This window comes from Flagellimonas aurea, assembly GCF_017313785.1.
GTDB lineage: Bacteria > Bacteroidota > Bacteroidia > Flavobacteriales > Flavobacteriaceae > Flagellimonas > Flagellimonas aurea.
In genome coordinates this window covers 157020-175063 of the sequence record NZ_JAFLNL010000004.1, presented here as the reverse complement: position 1 = coordinate 175063, position 18044 = coordinate 157020, and the positions used below count along the sequence as shown (strand labels likewise).

At 40.3% G+C, this 18044-nt stretch carries 21 protein-coding genes; 14 read left to right on the top strand and 7 right to left on the bottom strand.

The genetic code is table 11. From position 1 onward, the window contains the following. Positions 1-97: 97 nt before the first annotated feature. Positions 98-499 (bottom strand): hypothetical protein, encoded by a 402-nt coding sequence (locus J0656_RS09045; RefSeq protein ID WP_207033019.1) that lies wholly within the window; start codon positions 497-499, stop codon positions 98-100. Positions 500-745: 246 nt separating this feature from the next. On the opposite strand from J0656_RS09045, the gene J0656_RS09040 reads away from it, so the two are divergent. From J0656_RS09040 to J0656_RS09030, 3 genes are all read left to right on the top strand, one after another. Continuing rightward, positions 746-1330, top strand: a complete 585-nt coding sequence (locus tag J0656_RS09040; RefSeq protein ID WP_237688900.1) for a Crp/Fnr family transcriptional regulator — start codon at positions 746-748, stop codon at positions 1328-1330. A 65-nt stretch (positions 1331-1395) separates the two neighbouring features. Next, complete coding sequence (locus J0656_RS09035; RefSeq protein ID WP_207033017.1) at positions 1396-1836, top strand: carboxymuconolactone decarboxylase family protein; 441 nt, start codon at positions 1396-1398, stop codon at positions 1834-1836. 113 nt (positions 1837-1949) lie between these two features. Next, positions 1950-2537 carry a hypothetical protein gene (locus J0656_RS09030; protein WP_207033015.1) on the top strand — a complete coding sequence of 196 codons (588 nt, stop codon included), beginning with the start codon at positions 1950-1952 and terminating at the stop codon, positions 2535-2537. 41 nt (positions 2538-2578) lie between these two features. Here the strand turns inward: J0656_RS09030 and carB are convergent, their stop codons facing one another. Both carB and rpmH read right to left on the bottom strand, forming a co-directional pair. Then, the gene (gene carB, locus J0656_RS09025) at positions 2579-5431 is read right to left on the bottom strand and encodes a carbamoyl-phosphate synthase large subunit (RefSeq protein ID WP_207033014.1); all 2853 of its coding nucleotides are present in this window, start codon (positions 5429-5431) and stop codon (positions 2579-2581) included. Positions 5432-5526: 95 nt separating this feature from the next. Next, entirely contained in the window at positions 5527-5685 is a 159-nt protein-coding gene (gene rpmH, locus J0656_RS09020; RefSeq protein ID WP_072882462.1) for a 50S ribosomal protein L34, read from the bottom strand. 167 nt (positions 5686-5852) lie between these two features. Here rpmH and J0656_RS09015 point away from each other — a divergent pair, with 167 nt between their 5' ends. After that, entirely contained in the window at positions 5853-6368 is a 516-nt protein-coding gene (locus tag J0656_RS09015; protein ID WP_207033012.1) for a DUF2892 domain-containing protein, read from the top strand. Positions 6369-6560: 192 nt separating this feature from the next. Further along, on the top strand, positions 6561-7457 hold the full coding sequence (locus J0656_RS09010) for an alpha/beta fold hydrolase (protein WP_237688899.1): 897 nt from the start codon (positions 6561-6563) through the stop codon (positions 7455-7457). A 308-nt stretch (positions 7458-7765) separates the two neighbouring features. On the opposite strand, the gene J0656_RS09005 is transcribed toward J0656_RS09010, so the two are convergent. Further along, complete coding sequence (locus tag J0656_RS09005) at positions 7766-8821, bottom strand: IS110 family RNA-guided transposase (RefSeq protein ID WP_207033010.1); 1056 nt, start codon at positions 8819-8821, stop codon at positions 7766-7768. Between the two features lie 412 nt (positions 8822-9233). Here J0656_RS09005 and J0656_RS09000 point away from each other — a divergent pair, with 412 nt between their 5' ends. From J0656_RS09000 to J0656_RS08985, 4 genes are all read left to right on the top strand, one after another. Beyond that, complete coding sequence (locus tag J0656_RS09000) at positions 9234-9563, top strand: PadR family transcriptional regulator (protein ID WP_207033009.1); 330 nt, start codon at positions 9234-9236, stop codon at positions 9561-9563. A gap of 3 nt (positions 9564-9566) precedes the next feature. After that, positions 9567-10091 (top strand): permease prefix domain 2-containing transporter, encoded by a 525-nt coding sequence (locus J0656_RS20145; RefSeq protein WP_237688898.1) that lies wholly within the window; start codon positions 9567-9569, stop codon positions 10089-10091. A gap of 242 nt (positions 10092-10333) precedes the next feature. Then, positions 10334-10885 carry a peptidoglycan DD-metalloendopeptidase family protein gene (locus J0656_RS08990; RefSeq protein WP_207033008.1) on the top strand — a complete coding sequence of 184 codons (552 nt, stop codon included), beginning with the start codon at positions 10334-10336 and terminating at the stop codon, positions 10883-10885. Positions 10886-11112: 227 nt separating this feature from the next. Continuing rightward, on the top strand, positions 11113-11733 hold the full coding sequence (locus J0656_RS08985; RefSeq protein ID WP_207033007.1) for a hypothetical protein: 621 nt from the start codon (positions 11113-11115) through the stop codon (positions 11731-11733). Between the two features lie 15 nt (positions 11734-11748). Here J0656_RS08985 and J0656_RS08980 read toward each other — a convergent pair whose 3' ends face one another. Both J0656_RS08980 and J0656_RS08975 read right to left on the bottom strand, forming a co-directional pair. Further along, positions 11749-12717 carry a lytic transglycosylase domain-containing protein gene (locus J0656_RS08980; RefSeq protein WP_207033006.1) on the bottom strand — a complete coding sequence of 323 codons (969 nt, stop codon included), beginning with the start codon at positions 12715-12717 and terminating at the stop codon, positions 11749-11751. Between the two features lie 48 nt (positions 12718-12765). After that, positions 12766-13428: an alpha/beta hydrolase gene (locus tag J0656_RS08975; RefSeq protein WP_207033005.1), complete on the bottom strand. Its 663-nt coding sequence runs from the start codon at positions 13426-13428 to the stop codon at positions 12766-12768. Positions 13429-13594: 166 nt separating this feature from the next. On the opposite strand from J0656_RS08975, the gene J0656_RS08970 reads away from it, so the two are divergent. Continuing rightward, on the top strand, positions 13595-13888 hold the full coding sequence (locus tag J0656_RS08970) for a GNAT family N-acetyltransferase (protein ID WP_207033004.1): 294 nt from the start codon (positions 13595-13597) through the stop codon (positions 13886-13888). Between the two features lie 51 nt (positions 13889-13939). On the opposite strand, the gene mtaB is transcribed toward J0656_RS08970, so the two are convergent. Beyond that, the gene (gene mtaB / locus J0656_RS08965) at positions 13940-15268 is read right to left on the bottom strand and encodes a tRNA (N(6)-L-threonylcarbamoyladenosine(37)-C(2))-methylthiotransferase MtaB (RefSeq protein WP_207033003.1); all 1329 of its coding nucleotides are present in this window, start codon (positions 15266-15268) and stop codon (positions 13940-13942) included. 301 nt (positions 15269-15569) lie between these two features. Between mtaB and J0656_RS08960 the strand changes: the two genes are divergently transcribed. The 4 genes from J0656_RS08960 (at position 15570) to J0656_RS08945 (ending at position 18043) form a co-directional block, all read left to right on the top strand. Further along, positions 15570-16868 carry an alpha-L-fucosidase gene (locus J0656_RS08960; RefSeq protein WP_207033002.1) on the top strand — a complete coding sequence of 433 codons (1299 nt, stop codon included), beginning with the start codon at positions 15570-15572 and terminating at the stop codon, positions 16866-16868. Positions 16869-17153: 285 nt separating this feature from the next. Next, complete coding sequence (locus tag J0656_RS08955) at positions 17154-17552, top strand: hypothetical protein (protein ID WP_207033000.1); 399 nt, start codon at positions 17154-17156, stop codon at positions 17550-17552. Continuing rightward, entirely contained in the window at positions 17530-17874 is a 345-nt protein-coding gene (locus J0656_RS08950; RefSeq protein WP_207032999.1) for a hypothetical protein, read from the top strand. The genes J0656_RS08955 and J0656_RS08950 overlap by 23 nt, the downstream gene beginning before the upstream one ends. Then, positions 17840-18043 (top strand): hypothetical protein, encoded by a 204-nt coding sequence (locus tag J0656_RS08945; RefSeq protein ID WP_207032998.1) that lies wholly within the window; start codon positions 17840-17842, stop codon positions 18041-18043. The genes J0656_RS08950 and J0656_RS08945 overlap by 35 nt, the downstream gene beginning before the upstream one ends. Position 18044 lies beyond the last annotated feature (1 nt).

The window sequence follows — 18044 nt, the reverse complement described above, 5'->3', positions numbered from 1 at the left end:
TCCGAATCCACATAAAGGGAACTGCCCTTGTTTATTGATTGTTACCCAAAGGGTTGCGAAGATTTCGAAGCCCAAGTAGGGCTTCAAGAAAAAGATTCTAAATACGGAATACCTGAAATCTAACATGCTTCTTTATGGGAGAAGACGATTTTGGGTGTTCCAGCCCAAAATTGGAGTTAGATTCCAAAAATAGTTGCCCCCAGGAGGCGGCAAATAAACTGGCAGTATATATTCCGCCATGTTCTAATAAAAAACTATGTGATGCCGTTTCTTCCTCGCGTTCATCTTTTTCTTCGATATCGATTTCAGCACAATACCTTTTTTCAAATCCAGATTGAAGTGGGGTGATAGTAACCGAGGAATGCTGTTGTTCTAAATTTTGAAGATAACAGGCATTATCCGCAATTGTAGTTTCTTGCGAATCTGCATATAAATTAATGAATCCACCTAATAGCAGAATAAAGAGCGGAAACAGATATTTTGCAAATGCCTTTTTCATTTCGGGGAACAAAGCTATGTCACCCAATGTTATCCAACAAATGGTTATTGTTAATTATGGTTAAAATCGATTAGTGGACTATTTTTCTTGATAAAAATTTTGTAAACGTTGGTGAAAAATTAGAATTAGATAATTTGTATTTTTAAAATTTCCTCGAAAACATAACTTTTCACTTGATGATTTGAACTAAAAACCGTCCAAGTTGAATCTTTTGCATTAATTTACATTCAAAACTTACCATTCCTTTTGAAAGCTACCGAACACCCTTTTTACCATCACTTAAAAAAGTATATTTCTTTTGAAAGTACCGATTTTCCAAAAATGCTTTCCTATTTTGAAACTTTAAAGTTGGACAAGAAAGAAATGGTGATGCAGGCTGGAAATCTATGCAACTACAATTATTTTGTGGTTAAGGGATGTCTCCATATGTATTTTACTACGGAAAAAGGTACGGAACGTACTGTTCAATTTGCCTTGGAGGGTTGGTGGCTGACGGATTTTTTGGCTTTCCAAAACCACAGCAGTACGGATTTCAACATACAAGCTGCGGAAAAAAGTCAGGTTTTATCCATTTCCCGCGAACAACAAGAGCTATTACTTGAGGAGTTTCCAATGCTAGAGCGCTATTTTAGAACCATTTATCAAATTGCTTATGGGGCCTCATTAATCAAGGTCAAATACCTCTATGATTTGTCCAAAGAGGAAATTTATCTTCATTTTACAGAGCATTTCCCAGATTTTGCCCAACGTGTACCTCAATATCTTATCGCTTCTTTTTTAGGTTTGACCCCTGAATATGTGAGTGAAATACGGGCCAAGAACCGTTCTTAAACCCGTTTAAGTTTTCTGCCTTCCAACTGGAATACCTTAGCATTATCAATCTAAAAGATATTATTATGGAAAAAAGAATTCAAATTGATGCGGTGGAACCGTTGGCCTTTAAAGCCTTGTTTGGCCTGGAAAAATATCTGCAACAGAGTCCACTCGACAAAATTCATTATGAATTGATAAAAATTAGGGCTTCGCAGATCAACGGTTGCTCCTTTTGCCTGAACATGCATACTAAAGATGCCTTAGCGCTGGGCGAAGACCCTACACGGATATTTTTGTTGGATGCTTGGTGGGAAACCGACCTGTTTTCTGAAGAAGAGAAGGTAATCCTAAAGGCTACGGAAGAAGTTACCTTAGTACATAAAAATGGGCTCAGTACCGAAACGTACCAAAAAGCTACCAAGCTGTTCAATGAAAATTACATTTCACAAATTATAATGGCCATTGTTACCATAAATGCGTGGAACCGTATTGCGATAAGCACCCATAAACCTATACAGAAATAAGTATTTTCGGTAAATAATATAGAGGAGGCCCATTGTGGGCCTCTGTTTGTTTAGCACATATCAAACAAATATATCCTATATTAGTGTGTCCTAAATACCTCTAAAACCATTATATGAGAACCAAATTTGCTTCCATATTTGTTTTGTCGATACTTTTCTGTTCTGCATGCAAAAACTTCAAGGCAAAAGAAAACGATTCCGAACCAAAAGATGAAAATTTCAACACCGTTGGGGTCAACAATGAGTATCAAATAGAAATTCCTCGTTTTATGAATGGCACTACTGGTTTGAACGAAGAAGCATCTTTGCAGTATCAAAGCTTGCGCCATGAGGCTTACCTGCTTATAATTGATGAACCCAAATTAGGTTTTGAGCAAGTATACAGGGACTTAGAGCAGTATGATGATGAGCTCTCCGTACTGCAGAACTATAGGGATGCCCGGATTCAAATACTTTCGAGAACAACGAAAATCATTAATAAATTCAATTCCAAACCCTTTAAAATAAATGGGCTAGATGCAGAATTCTTGGAACTAGAGGCCAAAGTGAATGGTGTAGAGGATGAAATTTTCTATTTCCTAACCTTTGTTGATGGTGGTGAAAAGGTTTATATGATAATGGCCTGGACCGTTAAAAACAGAAAAGAGGAGCATAAAAAAACCTTTAAAACGATTGCCGAATCTTTTGAACTTATTGATTAGGAAACCGCTTTAAAGGCTTATAATGTGTTTGATACAGTCTATTACTTGCTCAAGTACATTTTTCTTCTTGCATACAAGTTATAGAACTCATCGTCTTTTAGGCTATCAATAAAAAGTATGCTCTCTCCGGTACTCTTCATCTCTGGACCTAAGTTTTTGTTCACATTAGGGAATTTGTTGAAAGAGAACACGGGCTGTTTGATGGCATATCCATCCAAATGGGGTTTAAATTCAAAATCCTTCACTTTTTTCTCCCCCAACATTACTTTGGTCGCATAGTTTACGTAAGGTTCCTTGTATGCCTTCGCAATAAATGGAACCGTACGCGATGCCCGTGGGTTGGCCTCGATGATATACACAATATCATCCTTCACCGCAAACTGAATATTGATCAATCCAACCGTATTGAGCGCCAAGGCGATTTTCTTGGTATGGTCTTTTATCTGTTGCAGAACAAACTCTCCCAAGTTAAACGGTGGCAAAGTTGCATTAGAGTCTCCCGAATGGATTCCACAAGGTTCAATATGCTCCATGATTCCGATAATGTATACATCCTCCCCGTCGCAAATGGCATCGGCTTCAGCTTCAATAGCGCCGTCCAAATAATGGTCCAAGAGCAACTTGTTGTTTGGTATCTTGCGCAACAAATCCACGACATGGGCTTCCAACTCTTCTTTGTTGATCACAATTTTCATTCCCTGTCCGCCCAATACATAAGATGGTCTCACCAACAATGGGAACTTAAGCTCATCTGCCAAATCCAAGGCTTCGTCCGCTGTTTCCGCTACTCCGAATCTTGGGTACGGAATATCATTGTTCTTTAACAAAGTGGAGAAACTACCCCTATCCTCTGCCAAATCCAACGATTGGAAACTGGTTCCGATGATGTTGATTCCGTATTTATCCAGCTTTTCGGCCAATTTCAATGCGGTTTGCCCTCCCAACTGCACAATGACGCCTTCTGGCTTTTCGTGAAGAATAATGTCGTATATGTGCTCCCAGAAAACAGGCTCAAAGTATAGTTTGTCCGCCGTATCAAAATCCGTGGAAACGGTTTCCGGGTTACAGTTGATCATAATGGTTTCGTAACCGCATTCGGCCGCTGCCAACACACCGTGTACGCAGCAGTAATCAAACTCGATACCCTGACCAATTCGGTTTGGACCTGAACCTAGTACCACAACTTTTTTCTTATCCGTCACCACACTATCGTTGGCCACGTAGCGTTCGCCGTCGGCAGTTTCTATCTCTTCCTCAAAAGTGGAATAATAATATGGCGTTACCGCTTTAAATTCAGCGGCACAGGTATCAACCAATTTATACACTCTATTGATGTTCAATTCCATACGCTTGGTATGCACTTCGCTCTCCCAACAATCCAACATATGAGCGATTTGTCTGTCCGCAAAACCTTTTTGTTTGGCTTCCAACAGCAATGATTTTGGTAAGCTTTCTATGGTGTATTTTGATATCTCCATTTCCAAGAAGTGCAATTCCTCATATTGTTTAAGGAACCACATATCTATTTTGGTGATTTCGTGAATGCGCTTTAATGGAATTCCAAGTTGAATGGCATCGTAGATCACGAAAACCCTATCCCAACTTGGTACTCTTAATTTCTCGATAATGGTTTCGTAGTCCTTATACCCTTTTCCATCAGCGCCTAATCCATTTCGTTTGATTTCGAGGGATTGCGTGGCTTTGTGCAAGGCTTCTTGGAACGATCTTCCGATACCCATCACTTCTCCTACGGATTTCATTTGAAGTCCAAGAGTTCTATCGGAACCTTCGAATTTATCAAAGTTCCAACGTGGTATTTTTACAATTACGTAGTCCAAAGTCGGTTCAAACAAGGCGGAAGTGGACTTAGTTATCTGGTTGTCCAACTCATCCAAAGTATAACCGATGGCCAATTTGGCCGCTATTTTCGCAATCGGATATCCTGTTGCTTTGGACGCCAATGCAGACGAACGGGACACCCTTGGGTTAATCTCGATTGCGATAATATCTTCTTTTTCATCAGGGCTAACGGCAAACTGAACGTTACATCCCCCAGCAAAGTCCCCTATACTTCGCATCATATGGATGGCCATATCCCTCATACGTTGGAAAGTACTGTCCGAAAGGGTCATAGCCGGTGCAACAGTGATTGAATCTCCTGTGTGGATACCCATCGGGTCCATATTTTCAATGGTACAGATGATGACAACGTTGTCATTCTTGTCACGTAACAGCTCCAACTCGTATTCTTTCCAGCCCATCAAGGCCTTATCTATCATTACCTCATGGATGGGAGAAACTTCCAATCCATGGCTCAACATATCATCAAAATGCTCTGGATCGTAAACGATACCTGCTCCTGCCCCACCAAGGGTAAACGATGCTCTAATCACCAAGGGGAAACCAAACTCCTGGGCAATTTCCTTTCCTTTTAAGAATGAGGTAGCGGAAGCTTGAGGTGGCATTCCGATTCCAATTTTAAGCATGAGCTCCCTAAATTTCTCACGATCTTCGGTAATGTTGATGGCATCGATATCCACGCCTATGATCTCCACTCCAAAGTCTTCCCAAATACCTTTTTCGTCAGCTTCTATACAAAGGTTCAATGCCGTTTGTCCTCCCATCGTTGGCAATACCGCATCAATATTTGGGTGTTTTTGAAGAATTTCTATGATTGATTTGGTAGTCAATGGTTTTAGATAAACATGGTCTGCCATGGCGGGGTCCGTCATAATTGTGGCGGGATTACTGTTTATCAAAATTGTTTCGATACCATCTTCCCGAAGGGAGCGAAGTGCTTGGGAACCAGAATAATCGAACTCACATGCCTGACCGATGATGATCGGACCAGAACCAATAATCAAAATGGAATTTAAATCTTTTCTTTTTGGCATTTTCTTTAGGGGTTTCTCGTTATTTGCTTATATGTCAAAAAAAAGGTGTTACCTAGAAAAGTAACACCTTTAATTTAAATAATAGGATACTATCATTATTTTTTATGTCTTGGCTCAGAGGAAACAGTTAGTCTTTTTCTTCCCTTGGCTCTTCTTCTCGCAAGAACTTTTCTACCATTGGCAGTCGCCATGCGCTCCCTAAAACCATGCTTGTTTCTTCTCTTCCTTTTGGATGGTTGATACGTTCTTTTCATTTCCGAACTGTTTTATGGATTTTGTTGATGGGAAATTAAACTTCCCTAAAAAATTCTGGGCGCAAATATACAAAGACTTTTTACTTTGGCAAGCCCAAACTTAAAATATTTAATTAAGTTTTTAGTACTTTTGCCAGCGCTTAACTAAAGGTAAAAAATACTACGCAATGTTCAATAAAAATATCAAGCTTGCTATTGCAGTTCTCATTATCGCTTATGCCGTTTACCAGTTTGTGGAAGGCAACATTGGCAACGGAATTGCATTGATCTTGCTGTCCCTGGTTTTCATTTTCCTATACTTTAGAAATGAATTTATCCTTTTGGCCTTTCTTAAAATGAGGAAACAGGATTTGGAAGGTGTACAAGGGTGGCTTGATAAAATAAAGAACCCAGAATCTGCTTTGATCAAAAAACAGGTGGGCTACTACAACTATTTGCACGGTATCATTTACTCACAAAAAAACCTGACCCAGGCCGAGAAGTACTTTAAAAAGGCCCTAAAATATGGTCTCACTATGGATTACGACGTGGCCATGGCCAAATTGAGCTTGGCGGGCATTGCCATGCAAAAACGCAGAAAGCGTGAGGCCACCCAATTGTTGAACGAGGCCAAGAAATTGGACAAGAACAATATGCTTACCGACCAGATCAAGATGATGCAGCAGCAGATGAAGAAGATTTAATCTTTATCCCTCCTTATCTTTCTTTTCTTTTTCTGTTGGATTGGCAATTCGTCAATTCAAATGAGGTATTGGTCAATTTCCTCTGGAATTTTAACCAGAAAAAATCTAACTTCACTTATCTGTCGCTAAAGCGTCATTAAAACGACGTTTAGCTTAATAGTTAGCAACAAGCAAAAACACTCGTACAAAGTAATGAAAATACGAATATTAGTAATACTATTTTTTACATTAATGACATCAAAAATTGAAGCCCAAATGCCACCTGAAAAAACAATCATAATCAATAACAGCAAAATAGCTTATTATGAACAGGGCAAAGGCGAAACTATTATCTTACTACACGGATGGCCACAAACATCTTTTGTTTGGAGAAAAATTATGCCAGCACTCTCAAAAAAGTATAGAACAATTGCAGTGGATTTGCCAGGACTTGGAAATAGTGATAAAGTAGAAAATTATGACACTAAAAATATCGCAACAATTATCAACAGTTTTGTGGATAGTTTAAACATCCAAAAATTTCATCTGGTTGGTCACGATATTGGTAGTTGGGTAGCTGTTCCATTCGCAATTAATTTTGAGAATAAATTAAAAACACTTACCGTTATTGACGCAGGAATTCCAGGACTTATTCCGTCCTCACTTTTTCAGCCCGAAAACGCAAACAAAATTTGGCAGTTTTACTTTCATTCGGTAGACGAAATCCCCGAATTTTTAACCAAAGGGAAAGAAAAGGAATACTTATCGTGGTATTTTTCAAAAAAATCATTTATTAAAACAGCCATTTCCGAAACAGATTTACAAAACTATTATTTAGCATATAAGGGAAAGGATAAAATGAAAAATGGGTTTGATTATTATAGAGCCTTTAATGAAAGTGCAGAACAAAACAAAAAATTTGATTCAAAACTGACTATTCCAGTATTTGCGATTGGCGGAGAGTATGCGGTTGCAAATCAAGTCGGCATAGCTATGGAGAAAATTGCCTCTAATGTAACAAACGAAGTTATAAGCTCTTGCGGACATTATGTACCTGAAGAACAACCAAATAAGCTTGTAGAATTAATAGAAACGCTGATAGAAAATTAAAAATAAGCCAGTTGCTAACAATGTATCCTATGAAAAGCCCTAGTCCAGTTCTCTAAAATTAAATAATATTTTCTTTTTTACTTAAACCACCTTTTTTCTTTTAATATAACTTGCTCGGCATCCTATATATGATACACTCTTTTCTGTGTTCACCAGCATCTGTATGATCATAAGCTATAATAAGTCTGGTCACTTGCTAACCGATGTGATACTTGCCATGGGCAAGGTCACCTACATTGTTCTGTGATCCAAACTTTTCTACTTCCATTTTGAGCTTTGTTATGTTCTGTACATCAGTTTAAATTTCCTTATTCCACTACCCCTATCTCATAGGGCACCCCTGTTTTTACAACCGCTAGTGTGCGGTTCAATAGCTTACGGGCCACTTTGACGATCACCGATTTTACGTTCTTGCCCTGATGCCTGCGATAGTATCCCTGCATTACCGGGTCCGTCCTGATCGCCTGCCAGGAGGCCTCGATGAAATAGCTCCTTATCAATCGGTGGGCACGCATGCTCACCCCCGTGTGGCGAACGGTGTCGCCACTTTGGTAGATGCCCGGGGCAAGGCCCACATATCCGGCCAGTTGCTTGATGTTGTTGAACCTGCGGAGGTCCCCCAGCTCGCTCAGGATACCACTGGCCACGATGGGCCCAATTCCCGGTATGCTGCGCAAGAGCATGTCATCTTTTTGAAAGTGCTCCTTGGTATGACGTCTGAGCAAGGTGGACACTTCCCTGAACTCCCGGTCGATGAAACGAAAGCTCCGCATACGCCTGCGCAGGACCTCTTTTCCCGATTCGTACTCAAACTCCAGACCATCGAGCCAGTCCCTGAAACCATGGCTCCAATGGTCGTTGTCGTACGCTGCGGGAACCTCTATGCCGTAATACAGCAACTGCATCTTGATGTAGCTCTTGACCTGGCGCATGTCCTTGACCAGATCGTTACGGCGACGGAACAGACTACGCAACTGCTCCCTGAACCTATCGGGGACCTCTATACCTTCCAAACGTCCATCGTTCAGTTCCCGGGCGATCAACTGCGCATCGATACGGTCGGTATTCGTGTGTCGTTCCCTGCCCCTCCTGAATATGTCCGCAGGGTTCACCACCAGGGAGCACCAGCCATAGCCCTCGAAACAGCGATGGGCCCGATAACCGCAACAGCCCGCTTCATAGGCTGAGGAGACTTCATGCCCCGGAAAGCGCCTCTCCACATATTCCCTCAACCCTTCGGGATCCGGGGACATGGAAAAGGTCCTGCCCATGGACAGGTCGGTGGCACAGTGCACCTTCCAACTGCGTTTGTGTATGTCGATGCCAATGAATAACTTGGGTGGGGCAGTTTGTCGTATTTTCATATCTTTTGATTTTGGTGAATCTTAAAGATACTCGACAGGCTGCTTTTACATAGATGCTATAAAAAATAGGCGAGATAGTAATAAAATCAAGACTTTTGGCTCGTATCAAACTTTGTGCATAACTGAAAGTTTAGTGCTTCGAAATCGCCTACTTTTCATATACTCATACCGATAAGTGTAACTCCCCAAAAATTATTGCTCAATAATTAACCTTACAATAATGTATTTCCCCCTCAACCTAAACGATATTACCCTTCACCCCCTATTTGGTGATTTCCTAAAAGGAGAACCATACATTTTTGATTTTTCAACCAGCAAACTCAAAGCAGTATATTTCTGATTTGGGAAATATTTTAACTACAATGTAGTTTATTAAACTATATTAACTACATTTGTGGTGAATATAAATCGAATGAACAAAGCAACACTTGGGGAATTTGAGGAGATTGTTTTACTGGTTGTCGCCATACTCAACGGTGATGCCTATAGCGTAACCATTATCTCAGAAATTGAAGAGCGCTTGGATCGGAATGTCAGCTTGGGAGCAATACAAACCGTTTTAAAAAGACTAGAGAAGAAAGGTTTGTTGAAATCAGATCTTGGTGATGCCACCAATGAGCGCGGCGGAAAACGAAAACGTCTCTATGAAATTACCGCGGAGGGTCAAGAATTACTAGACCTGACAAAAGCCCAAAGAAATTCCCTTTGGAATGCCATACCCAAGCTATCATTCAATTTTTAAGCAATGAACCCAAAAGAACATAAGCCGCTACGAATTGCATTGGCATTCTTTAATTGGTATTGCCATCCCGATTTTCGGGAAGAAATAGAAGGGGATTTAATGGAGCGGTTCAATACTTATTATTTAAAAAACGGTTACGCAAAAGCAAACAAACTCTTCATAAAAGATGTTCTCTTTTTATTTCGCCCAGCTATTATTGGGAATATTTATCATTTAACACATACAGATACTATGGAACTTACTCATCAAAACAAAAGACTTATCACTATTTTGGCTGTTGCCTTGTCAATTCTGTCCATCCCGCTTATCGCCATGGGTTTTACCAATGAGGTACATTGGTCGATTTTTGATTTCCTCGTTGTAGGTATTTTATTGATCGGCACAGGACTCGTGCTTGAATTCATTTTAAGGAAAATAAAAACCTTGCGATATCGAATTATCTTGGGGATTGCATTGTTCGCGGTATTACTTATGGTTTGGGTTGAACTTGCCGTTGGCATCTTCGGGACACCATTTGCGGGCAGCTAAAGAATAAAAGTACAGATAGCTTCATATGATAATTTGATGGACACAAAACCTCCTGCTTAAAAATTAAATATAATTCAGACCCGACCCATCCTTTCACACTGAATAGTTGTTATTTTTGAGGCTATTTTTCAACTATGTGCTATCCGCTCTGCCTTAATGGCGTAGATGTTTATCCTTTATTTGGTGATTTCCTTAAAGGAAAGCCTTACATCTTTGATTTTTCATCAAACAACCCAAAAATCTTGGAATACAACCTATTCGATTTCGAGGAATTTAATACTATGGTTTTTGGTGAGTTGCATGCATCTTCCCATCAATGGGGTGTTGGCAGGTATTTGGAAGAGCGCAAAAGCCTATTAAGGGCCTACCCCAATATTATCGAGGAGCAACGGTTTTATCATCTTGGTCTGGATATCATCGTTCCCTTTGATACCCCATTGTATTCCCCGTTGGACGCCGAAGTCTATAAAACAGGAAAAGAAACCACTGTTGGCAATTACGGTGGCTACATCATCCTAAAACATAACATTAATGAAGTTGTTTTTTATTCCTTGTACGGGCATTTAAAAACTCCACACTTGGTCCATGTTGGAGAAAAAATCACGGCGGGGCAAAAGTTTGCTCACATCGGTCAGGAAAAAGATAGCGGTGGTTGGTTTTGCCATGTCCATTTACAAATCCTAACCCAAGCAGCTATGGATGCCGGTTACTCGGATTGGGGCTATGTCTCTCCTCAATTACTACCAAAAGTTGAAACCTACTTCCCTTCACCTTATTTTTTGTTCAGGTATTAAAAACGGTATAGCCAAAAACCTACTTGCCGTATTCCACACTCATTAATTAGCTGTCTTTGAAATTCAGCTTTATCCTTATTAATATATACAGTATAAAATTGCATCCGTCAATTCATATGGGCCATTCATCAATTGCACATACTTTAATTTTCTATTTTCCTTTTTCTTCGCTGCTCTGTATCAAATTTTCGAAATCGGTAGCCAAATCCAATTAATACAATACTTTCATGAAATTTATCAAAACGTCTCTTCTTTTTATTGTTGTTTTATACTTGACAGGATGTGCTTCCAACTACAAAACAATTCAACCAAGAGGCATCAATTACATATCAACCAATGAAAATGATGGAATATCCCTCCAATACAGATACGATCTATTAGACAAGAAATATGAGAAAAAAGAAGAAAAAAATGGGGTCAAATTAGTTGCGATTAAAATCACCAATAACTCTGACCAGGATTTAATCTTTGGTAAAGATGTCACACTAGAATACGAAAATGGAAATGGCGTTTATATCATGGAAAATGAAAAAGTCTTTAAAACGTTAAAGCAAAGTCCTGCTTCCTTTTTATGGTATTTGCTTTTGACCCCTCTAAACCTGTATACCACAAAAACTAATTCCTATGGTTTACCGGAGCAAACAAGTTCAACACCTATCGGTCTAATATTGGGGCCCGGTTTGGCTGGAGGAAATATGATAGCTGCAGGCTCAGCAAATAAAAAACTAAAGGCCGAATTGTTGGAATACAACATCAGCGGTACGGTTATAGAAAAGGGGGAAACCAAATATGGCCTAATTGGTATAAGAACCGATACCTATGACGCATTAAAGCTCAAAATTCAGTAGGAGCCGCAATGTTATTTACCTCCCCGTACTCCCCACTCGGTAATATCCTTTGTTCGGAATTTCAATAGTGTACTTTTTACGTGAAGCATTGTTCAAATGTGGTTCGCGCAACCATGGGTTATGGCGCTTTAAAACTTTATAATTGATTTCGTAAAGCTCTGCAAAATCTGCCCAATTAGTCACTGCGGTATCTATCTCAACCGTAAAGGTGGGTACTTTTTCGTACATATCATCTTCCTCCAATTGAAAACCGTATTTGTCACGATTGGAAATAATCTCTTTGATGGCCAAAATACGGAACACATAGCGTCCTGTCTCCTGCCCCAACAATAAATCATAATAATCATCCACCTGTTGAATGCCCATATATTTCTGGATTCCAGCGGGTCCGGCATTGTAAGCTGCCGCGGTCAGGGTCCAGCTTCCAAAACGGTCCTTCCATTTGTTCAAATAATCGCAGGCCACTTGGGTAGCTTTTTCAACATGGTAGCGTTCATCCACATTATCGTTTATTTCAAGACCATACTCTCTTCCCGTGCCTTTCATTATCTGCCAAAAACCTGTGGCACCAGCAGGCGAAACAACATTCTCCAATCCGCTCTCGGCAACGGCCAAATATTTAAAATCATCAGGAATACCGTTCTTCTTCAAAATCGGCTCAATGATCGGAAAGTACTTGTTGGCTCTCTTCATCAACAATAAGGCATTGGACTGCCAATATGTATTCACCAAGAATTCACGATCTACGCGCTCCATAATCTCAGGGTCTTCCTGTGGTACGGCTTCACCTGCAAAATTTAAATCTTTGGGAATCTCAATGGCACTAATTTGATAGGTATCGGCCACATTTTTATCTGTAACCTGCGGTTCTACCACCTTTGTTTCGGGCTTCTCCTCTACTCCATCCGACTGCACGGCAAAAATCAAGGTGCTCACTACAGCTATCAATCCAATAAATGCCAATATATTTTTTAAGTGTTTCATGTCATCGCAATTTTTATTAAACGTAAAGATACTATTATAAAGACGAAATTATTCCAAAATAATTGTGGGGAGATGCTCATTAAACCATCTAGCTCGATGGATTATCATGGTATGGGTTCCATTTTTCACTACAATGCAGTCCTTGATATTGACCAAGGGAAAAACGGCATCACGTTCCCCTTGAATATGTACTATGTTTGATGGAGGTGCTTCTTGCTGCCAATTAACGATTTGGTCGATGGACCAGTCAATATAATATTTGTCTCGAATGGATAAATATTTCTCGTATAAATGAAGTCTTTTCGTAACAGATTCACCAAAGGCATACTTGGCCAAAAGTTCCACATTGTTGACCAAACTGGTAGGCAACAGTTTATGGACTTTGGTGTACTTCGCAAAAATCATTCTTTTGGGCAACTCGTGCTTACTTTTTACGGATGATACCACAATCACTTTTTTTACCTGGATAATTTTGGCCATTTCCTGTACCAACATACCACCAAATGAAACGCCCAAGAGAACAGGGTTGGGTTCCTTGACTTTTTCACACATCCTTTCGGCATACTCGTGCAGGCTCATGCCTCTTTCAGGCAAAAACCACTCCAAAGTATGGATTACAAATTTGTCTTCCGGAAGATGGATCGCTTCAAAAATTGAAGGGTTGGCTGCCATTCCTGGCATCAAGTAAATATGGGTTTTTATATCGGGCATATATCACCAAATATCGACAAGGACTAGGAAATTAGCAATATTTTGACTAATTTTGTATCCCTTTTGCAGCCAACCCCACTTAATGAACACATTTTTTTAATCAGGGGGAATTTAGAAATACCCGTTTCGGGTTTTTCTACAAGTCATTTAAAAAAACAAGTACTATATGACACCATTGGAAATCACTGACAATAGTTTCTTACGTCAATTTGAAACTACGGTCAATGGGCATTTAGCCAAAATTGAGTACTCTTCACAGGAGCGCAAAGTATTTTTGACAAAACTGGTTATTCCGGAAGAAATTACAAATGAGGGCTTTAAAGAGGATTTCATTAAAGCTGTTTTGAATGAAATCCAAGAAAACAACCTTAGAGTTGTTCCAACAAGTCCACAGATTGCAGGTTTTTTAAGAAAAAATAGGCAATACAAGGAAATGTTACCAGTTGGTATCCGTATCTGATCTAACCAATCATCAGAAAAGCATGTAAACCTCCTTGACCGGGAGGTTTTTTTATGCCATCACTTCACTGGAAACAAATTCAAATCGAACCAATCCATCGGTATCAATATCCGTTAGTTCCACTTGATGCAAGGTATTTACCAATTCAGGGTTCCAAGGTGCTTTTACCTTTACGTAGTTTTCGGTAAATCCGTGGATGTAACCTTTTTTGTTCTCACCTTCAAACAATACAGTTCGTACAGTGCCCAATTGGCTCTCATAAAATGCCCTTCGTTTTTTAGCCGATAATCCACGAAGCATTTTACTTCGCTTGCTCCGAACTTTTTTGGGCACCACATCACCCATTTCTGCTGCTACCGTATTATCCCTTTCGGAATACGTGAACACATGTAAATAGGAAATATCCAAATCGTTTAAGAAATGATAGGTCTCCAAAAAATGCTCCTCGGTCTCCCCTGGAAAGCCAACAATCACATCTACCCCGATACAGGCGTTGGGCATTGCCTCCTTGATACGCTTTACTCGGTCCACATATAGATTGGACAGGTAACGACGGCGCATTTTTTTAAGTATATCATCACTTCCACTTTGCAGGGGTATGTGAAAATGGGGCACAAAAGAATTACTCTGGGCCACAAAATCTATGGTTTCGTTCTTTAACAGGTTGGGTTCAATGGAAGAAATTCGAAGACGATGGATGCCCTCTATCGTGTCCAAAGCTTTTACCAAGTCCAAAAAGGTATGCTCGTGCTTTTTGTTGCCGAACTCCCCTTTACCATAATCGCCAATATTGACGCCTGTCAGTACGATTTCCTTAATGTCCTGTGAGGCAATTTCCTCGGCATTCTTCAGTACATTGCTCAAGGTATCGCTACGCGAAATACCACGGGCCAAGGGAATGGTACAGTACGTACACTTGTAATCGCACCCATCTTGAACCTTTAAAAATGCTCGGGTACGGTCACCGATGGCATAACTGCCCACATAAAAATCGGCCTCCTCGATTTCGCAGGAATGTACTTCACCCTTATCATTTTTGGTCAAATCGTTCAAATAATCCGTAATCTTGAATTTCTCGGTTGCACCCAGAACCAAATCCACGCCATCCACTTCCGCAAGCTCTTCTGGCTTTAATTGGGCATAACAACCAACGGCTGCCACAAAAGCATCCGGATTGGCCTTTTGGGCCTGTTTTACGATGGTTTTAAAACGCTTATCGGCATTCTCAGTTACCGAACAGGTATTGATCACATATACATCTGCTTCCTCCGAAAAGTCCACACGCTCAAACTCCTCCTCTTCAAAACCTCTTGCAATGGTAGAAGTTTCGGAGAAATTGAGTTTACAACCCAATGTGTAAAATGCGACTTTTTTGTTCATATACCCGCCTTATGTTTAAGGGGCGCAAAGATAGTGATTTGTTGGGAGTTATCGCAAATGATTGGATGGTTGGGGTTGATGGTGAAGGGAAAAAAGGTCAAAGGTGAAGGGTGAAGGAATCATTGGATTATTCAGGTTGTCATTCTGAACCGGTCTCTTAATGGAGTCGAAATGGGGCGAAATAACAATTGACAACTGTTTATATTCATTGTCAATTATTGACTGCCTACTGACTCCTGTCCACTGAATTCTGACTTCTTTTAATTAACTTGTTCGTCCATACCAACCGTAAAACAACACAATGAAAAAAATAGCACTCCTCATCTTGTTGGCTCTACTCACCAACCTATCCTTTGCGCAAGAATACCAACCCAGTCCAGAGAATCTTGAGAACCGGGAATGGTTCCAAGACGCCAAATTCGGTATGTTTATCCATTGGGGCGTGTATTCCGTTTTGGGGGTTCACGAATGGGTCATGGAAACACAGTCCATTGATGTGGACACTTATGAAAAACTGCCCGCATTCTTCAATCCAACCGAATTCGATGCCGAAGAGTGGGTATTGTTGGCCAAATCAGCAGGTATGAAATATATCACCATAACCACCAAACATCATGATGGTTTTGCCATGTTCGACAGTAAAATATCGGATTGGGACATAATGGACAGGACTGTCTACCAAAAAGATATCATCAAACAAATGGCAGAAGCCTGTAAAAAACACAACATAAAATTATTTCTATATTACTCGCAACTGGATTGGCACCACCCCGATTATTATCCGCGAGGGGATACTGGCAATAAATCGGGAAGGCCAGACAAAGGGGATTGGGAAAACTATCTGGATTACATGAACGGCCAACTTACAGAACTTTTGACCAATTACGGAGAAATAGGCGGTATTTGGTTTGATGGCTGGTGGGACAAGAAAGATGCCGACTGGCAACTTCGCAAAACGTATGATTTGATTCATGAACTGCAGCCTCAGGCGATGATTGGCAGCAACCACCACCAAGCCCCGAACCCTGGAGAGGATTTTCAAATGTTCGAACGTGATCTGCCCGGAGAAAACAAAGGTGGTTACAGCGCCGAAGCAACCGTTGGAAAGCTACCTCTTGAAACAGCAGAGACCATGGCGCACCGTTGGGGTTTTTCTTTACAGGACAAGGCATACAAGTCTTCCAAAGAACTGATTCAGTATTTGGTGAAAGCAGCAGGCTACAATTCCAACTTTTTGCTCAATGTAGGTCCTATGCCCAATGGCAAGATTCAACCAGAATTTGTGGAGACCTTAAAAGTTCTTGGTGAGTGGACAGATACCTACGGTGAAACCATTTATGGAACTAGAGGAGGCCCCATTTCGCCACAGAGTTGGGGGGTATCCACCCATAAAGATGATAAAATCTACCTTCATATTATGGACTGGAAGACCGACACCTTCTTTTTTCCGACCATTGAGGGAAGTATTAAAAGCGTAATCAATTTTCAATCCAAGAAAAAATTGAAGCATGAGACTACTTCTTCTGGAACACTGGTACAGCTCCCAAAGGGACGGGATTATGACCAAGCTGATTTTGTCATCGAAATAACTCGAAAATAAACCCTTGAAAAGCCTAAAAATGTCGTTCTAACCAATTTTATGTTTATTTTAGCACCTGTCAGTTCATAAGTGACCTTACTGCGCAAATGTAACCCCATTACATTTTAACACCTTTGGGTGTATACGTCACGGCCAAGAGCCCGTTGACAATTTTACTATTTTAATTTTTTTAGAGACTTACTTAAAATGAAAAGGGGCATCAAATTAGTTCTAGTCATCCTAGGTTTTTTAGTATTAGTTGTGGTCATCCAATTTTTAGTCATCAAAAAATTGGACGGAAATATTATGAAAGTCAAACAATTTGCTGAAATTCCTGAGAATCGGGGAATCCCCAAAAAACTCCCATCGATTTTTATGGACAGCTCCAGGTTTTTCGTCAAACTTCCTTTAATTTCTAACGATACCATTCTGGCATATTGCGATACCGGTGGCGGGTTTTCAATGGTCCTACCAAGAGTCACAGAACAAGAGCATATAGAACCGTATGTAAAAACAGGACTTTTAAAAGGAGTGATGCCTTTTGACTATGTACTGTTCAATGATATCGTGGACAACACCGACATACCACGTCCCTACCCTATGCGGAACTTTATCGTACGCACTCCTTTCAGCCCCGTAAAAGAATCATTTTTAATAATTCCCAATGGATGGAGAGCTAAAAATGGTATCAGAAAAAGTTCCTGAAATGGATGCTTTTCTTGGACAAGGCTTTTTTATGGGGAAATCCTGGACCATAGATTACCCCAATCAGGAGATTTGGACCAATACACCTTTGGGAGCAAAAGACCTATCAAATCCAGATGTACAAAAAATCGGATTAAAAAAGAACGAACAAGGTTCAGTTGTTTTTGGGCATCCCAGCATGGAAATTATAGTCGATGGTGAACCGATTGACGTACTTTTTGATACCGGAGCCAGTTTTGTGCTCTCCGATCAAGGCAAAAAATTACTGAACACCCAAACAGAGACCCATGAGCGGTTCCTTTATTGCTTCTTCAATCTTTGAGCGTTGGAAAAAGAATCATCCCGATTGGAAAATATATCACGCCTCGGATTTGGACAGGGATATCATCGAAGTGCCAGTGGTCAAAGTAGGCACGCACGAAATAGGACCTGTGCTCTTTGCCAGACGAAAGGATGAAATTTGGTCCGAAAGCATGATACACAAAGCATGAT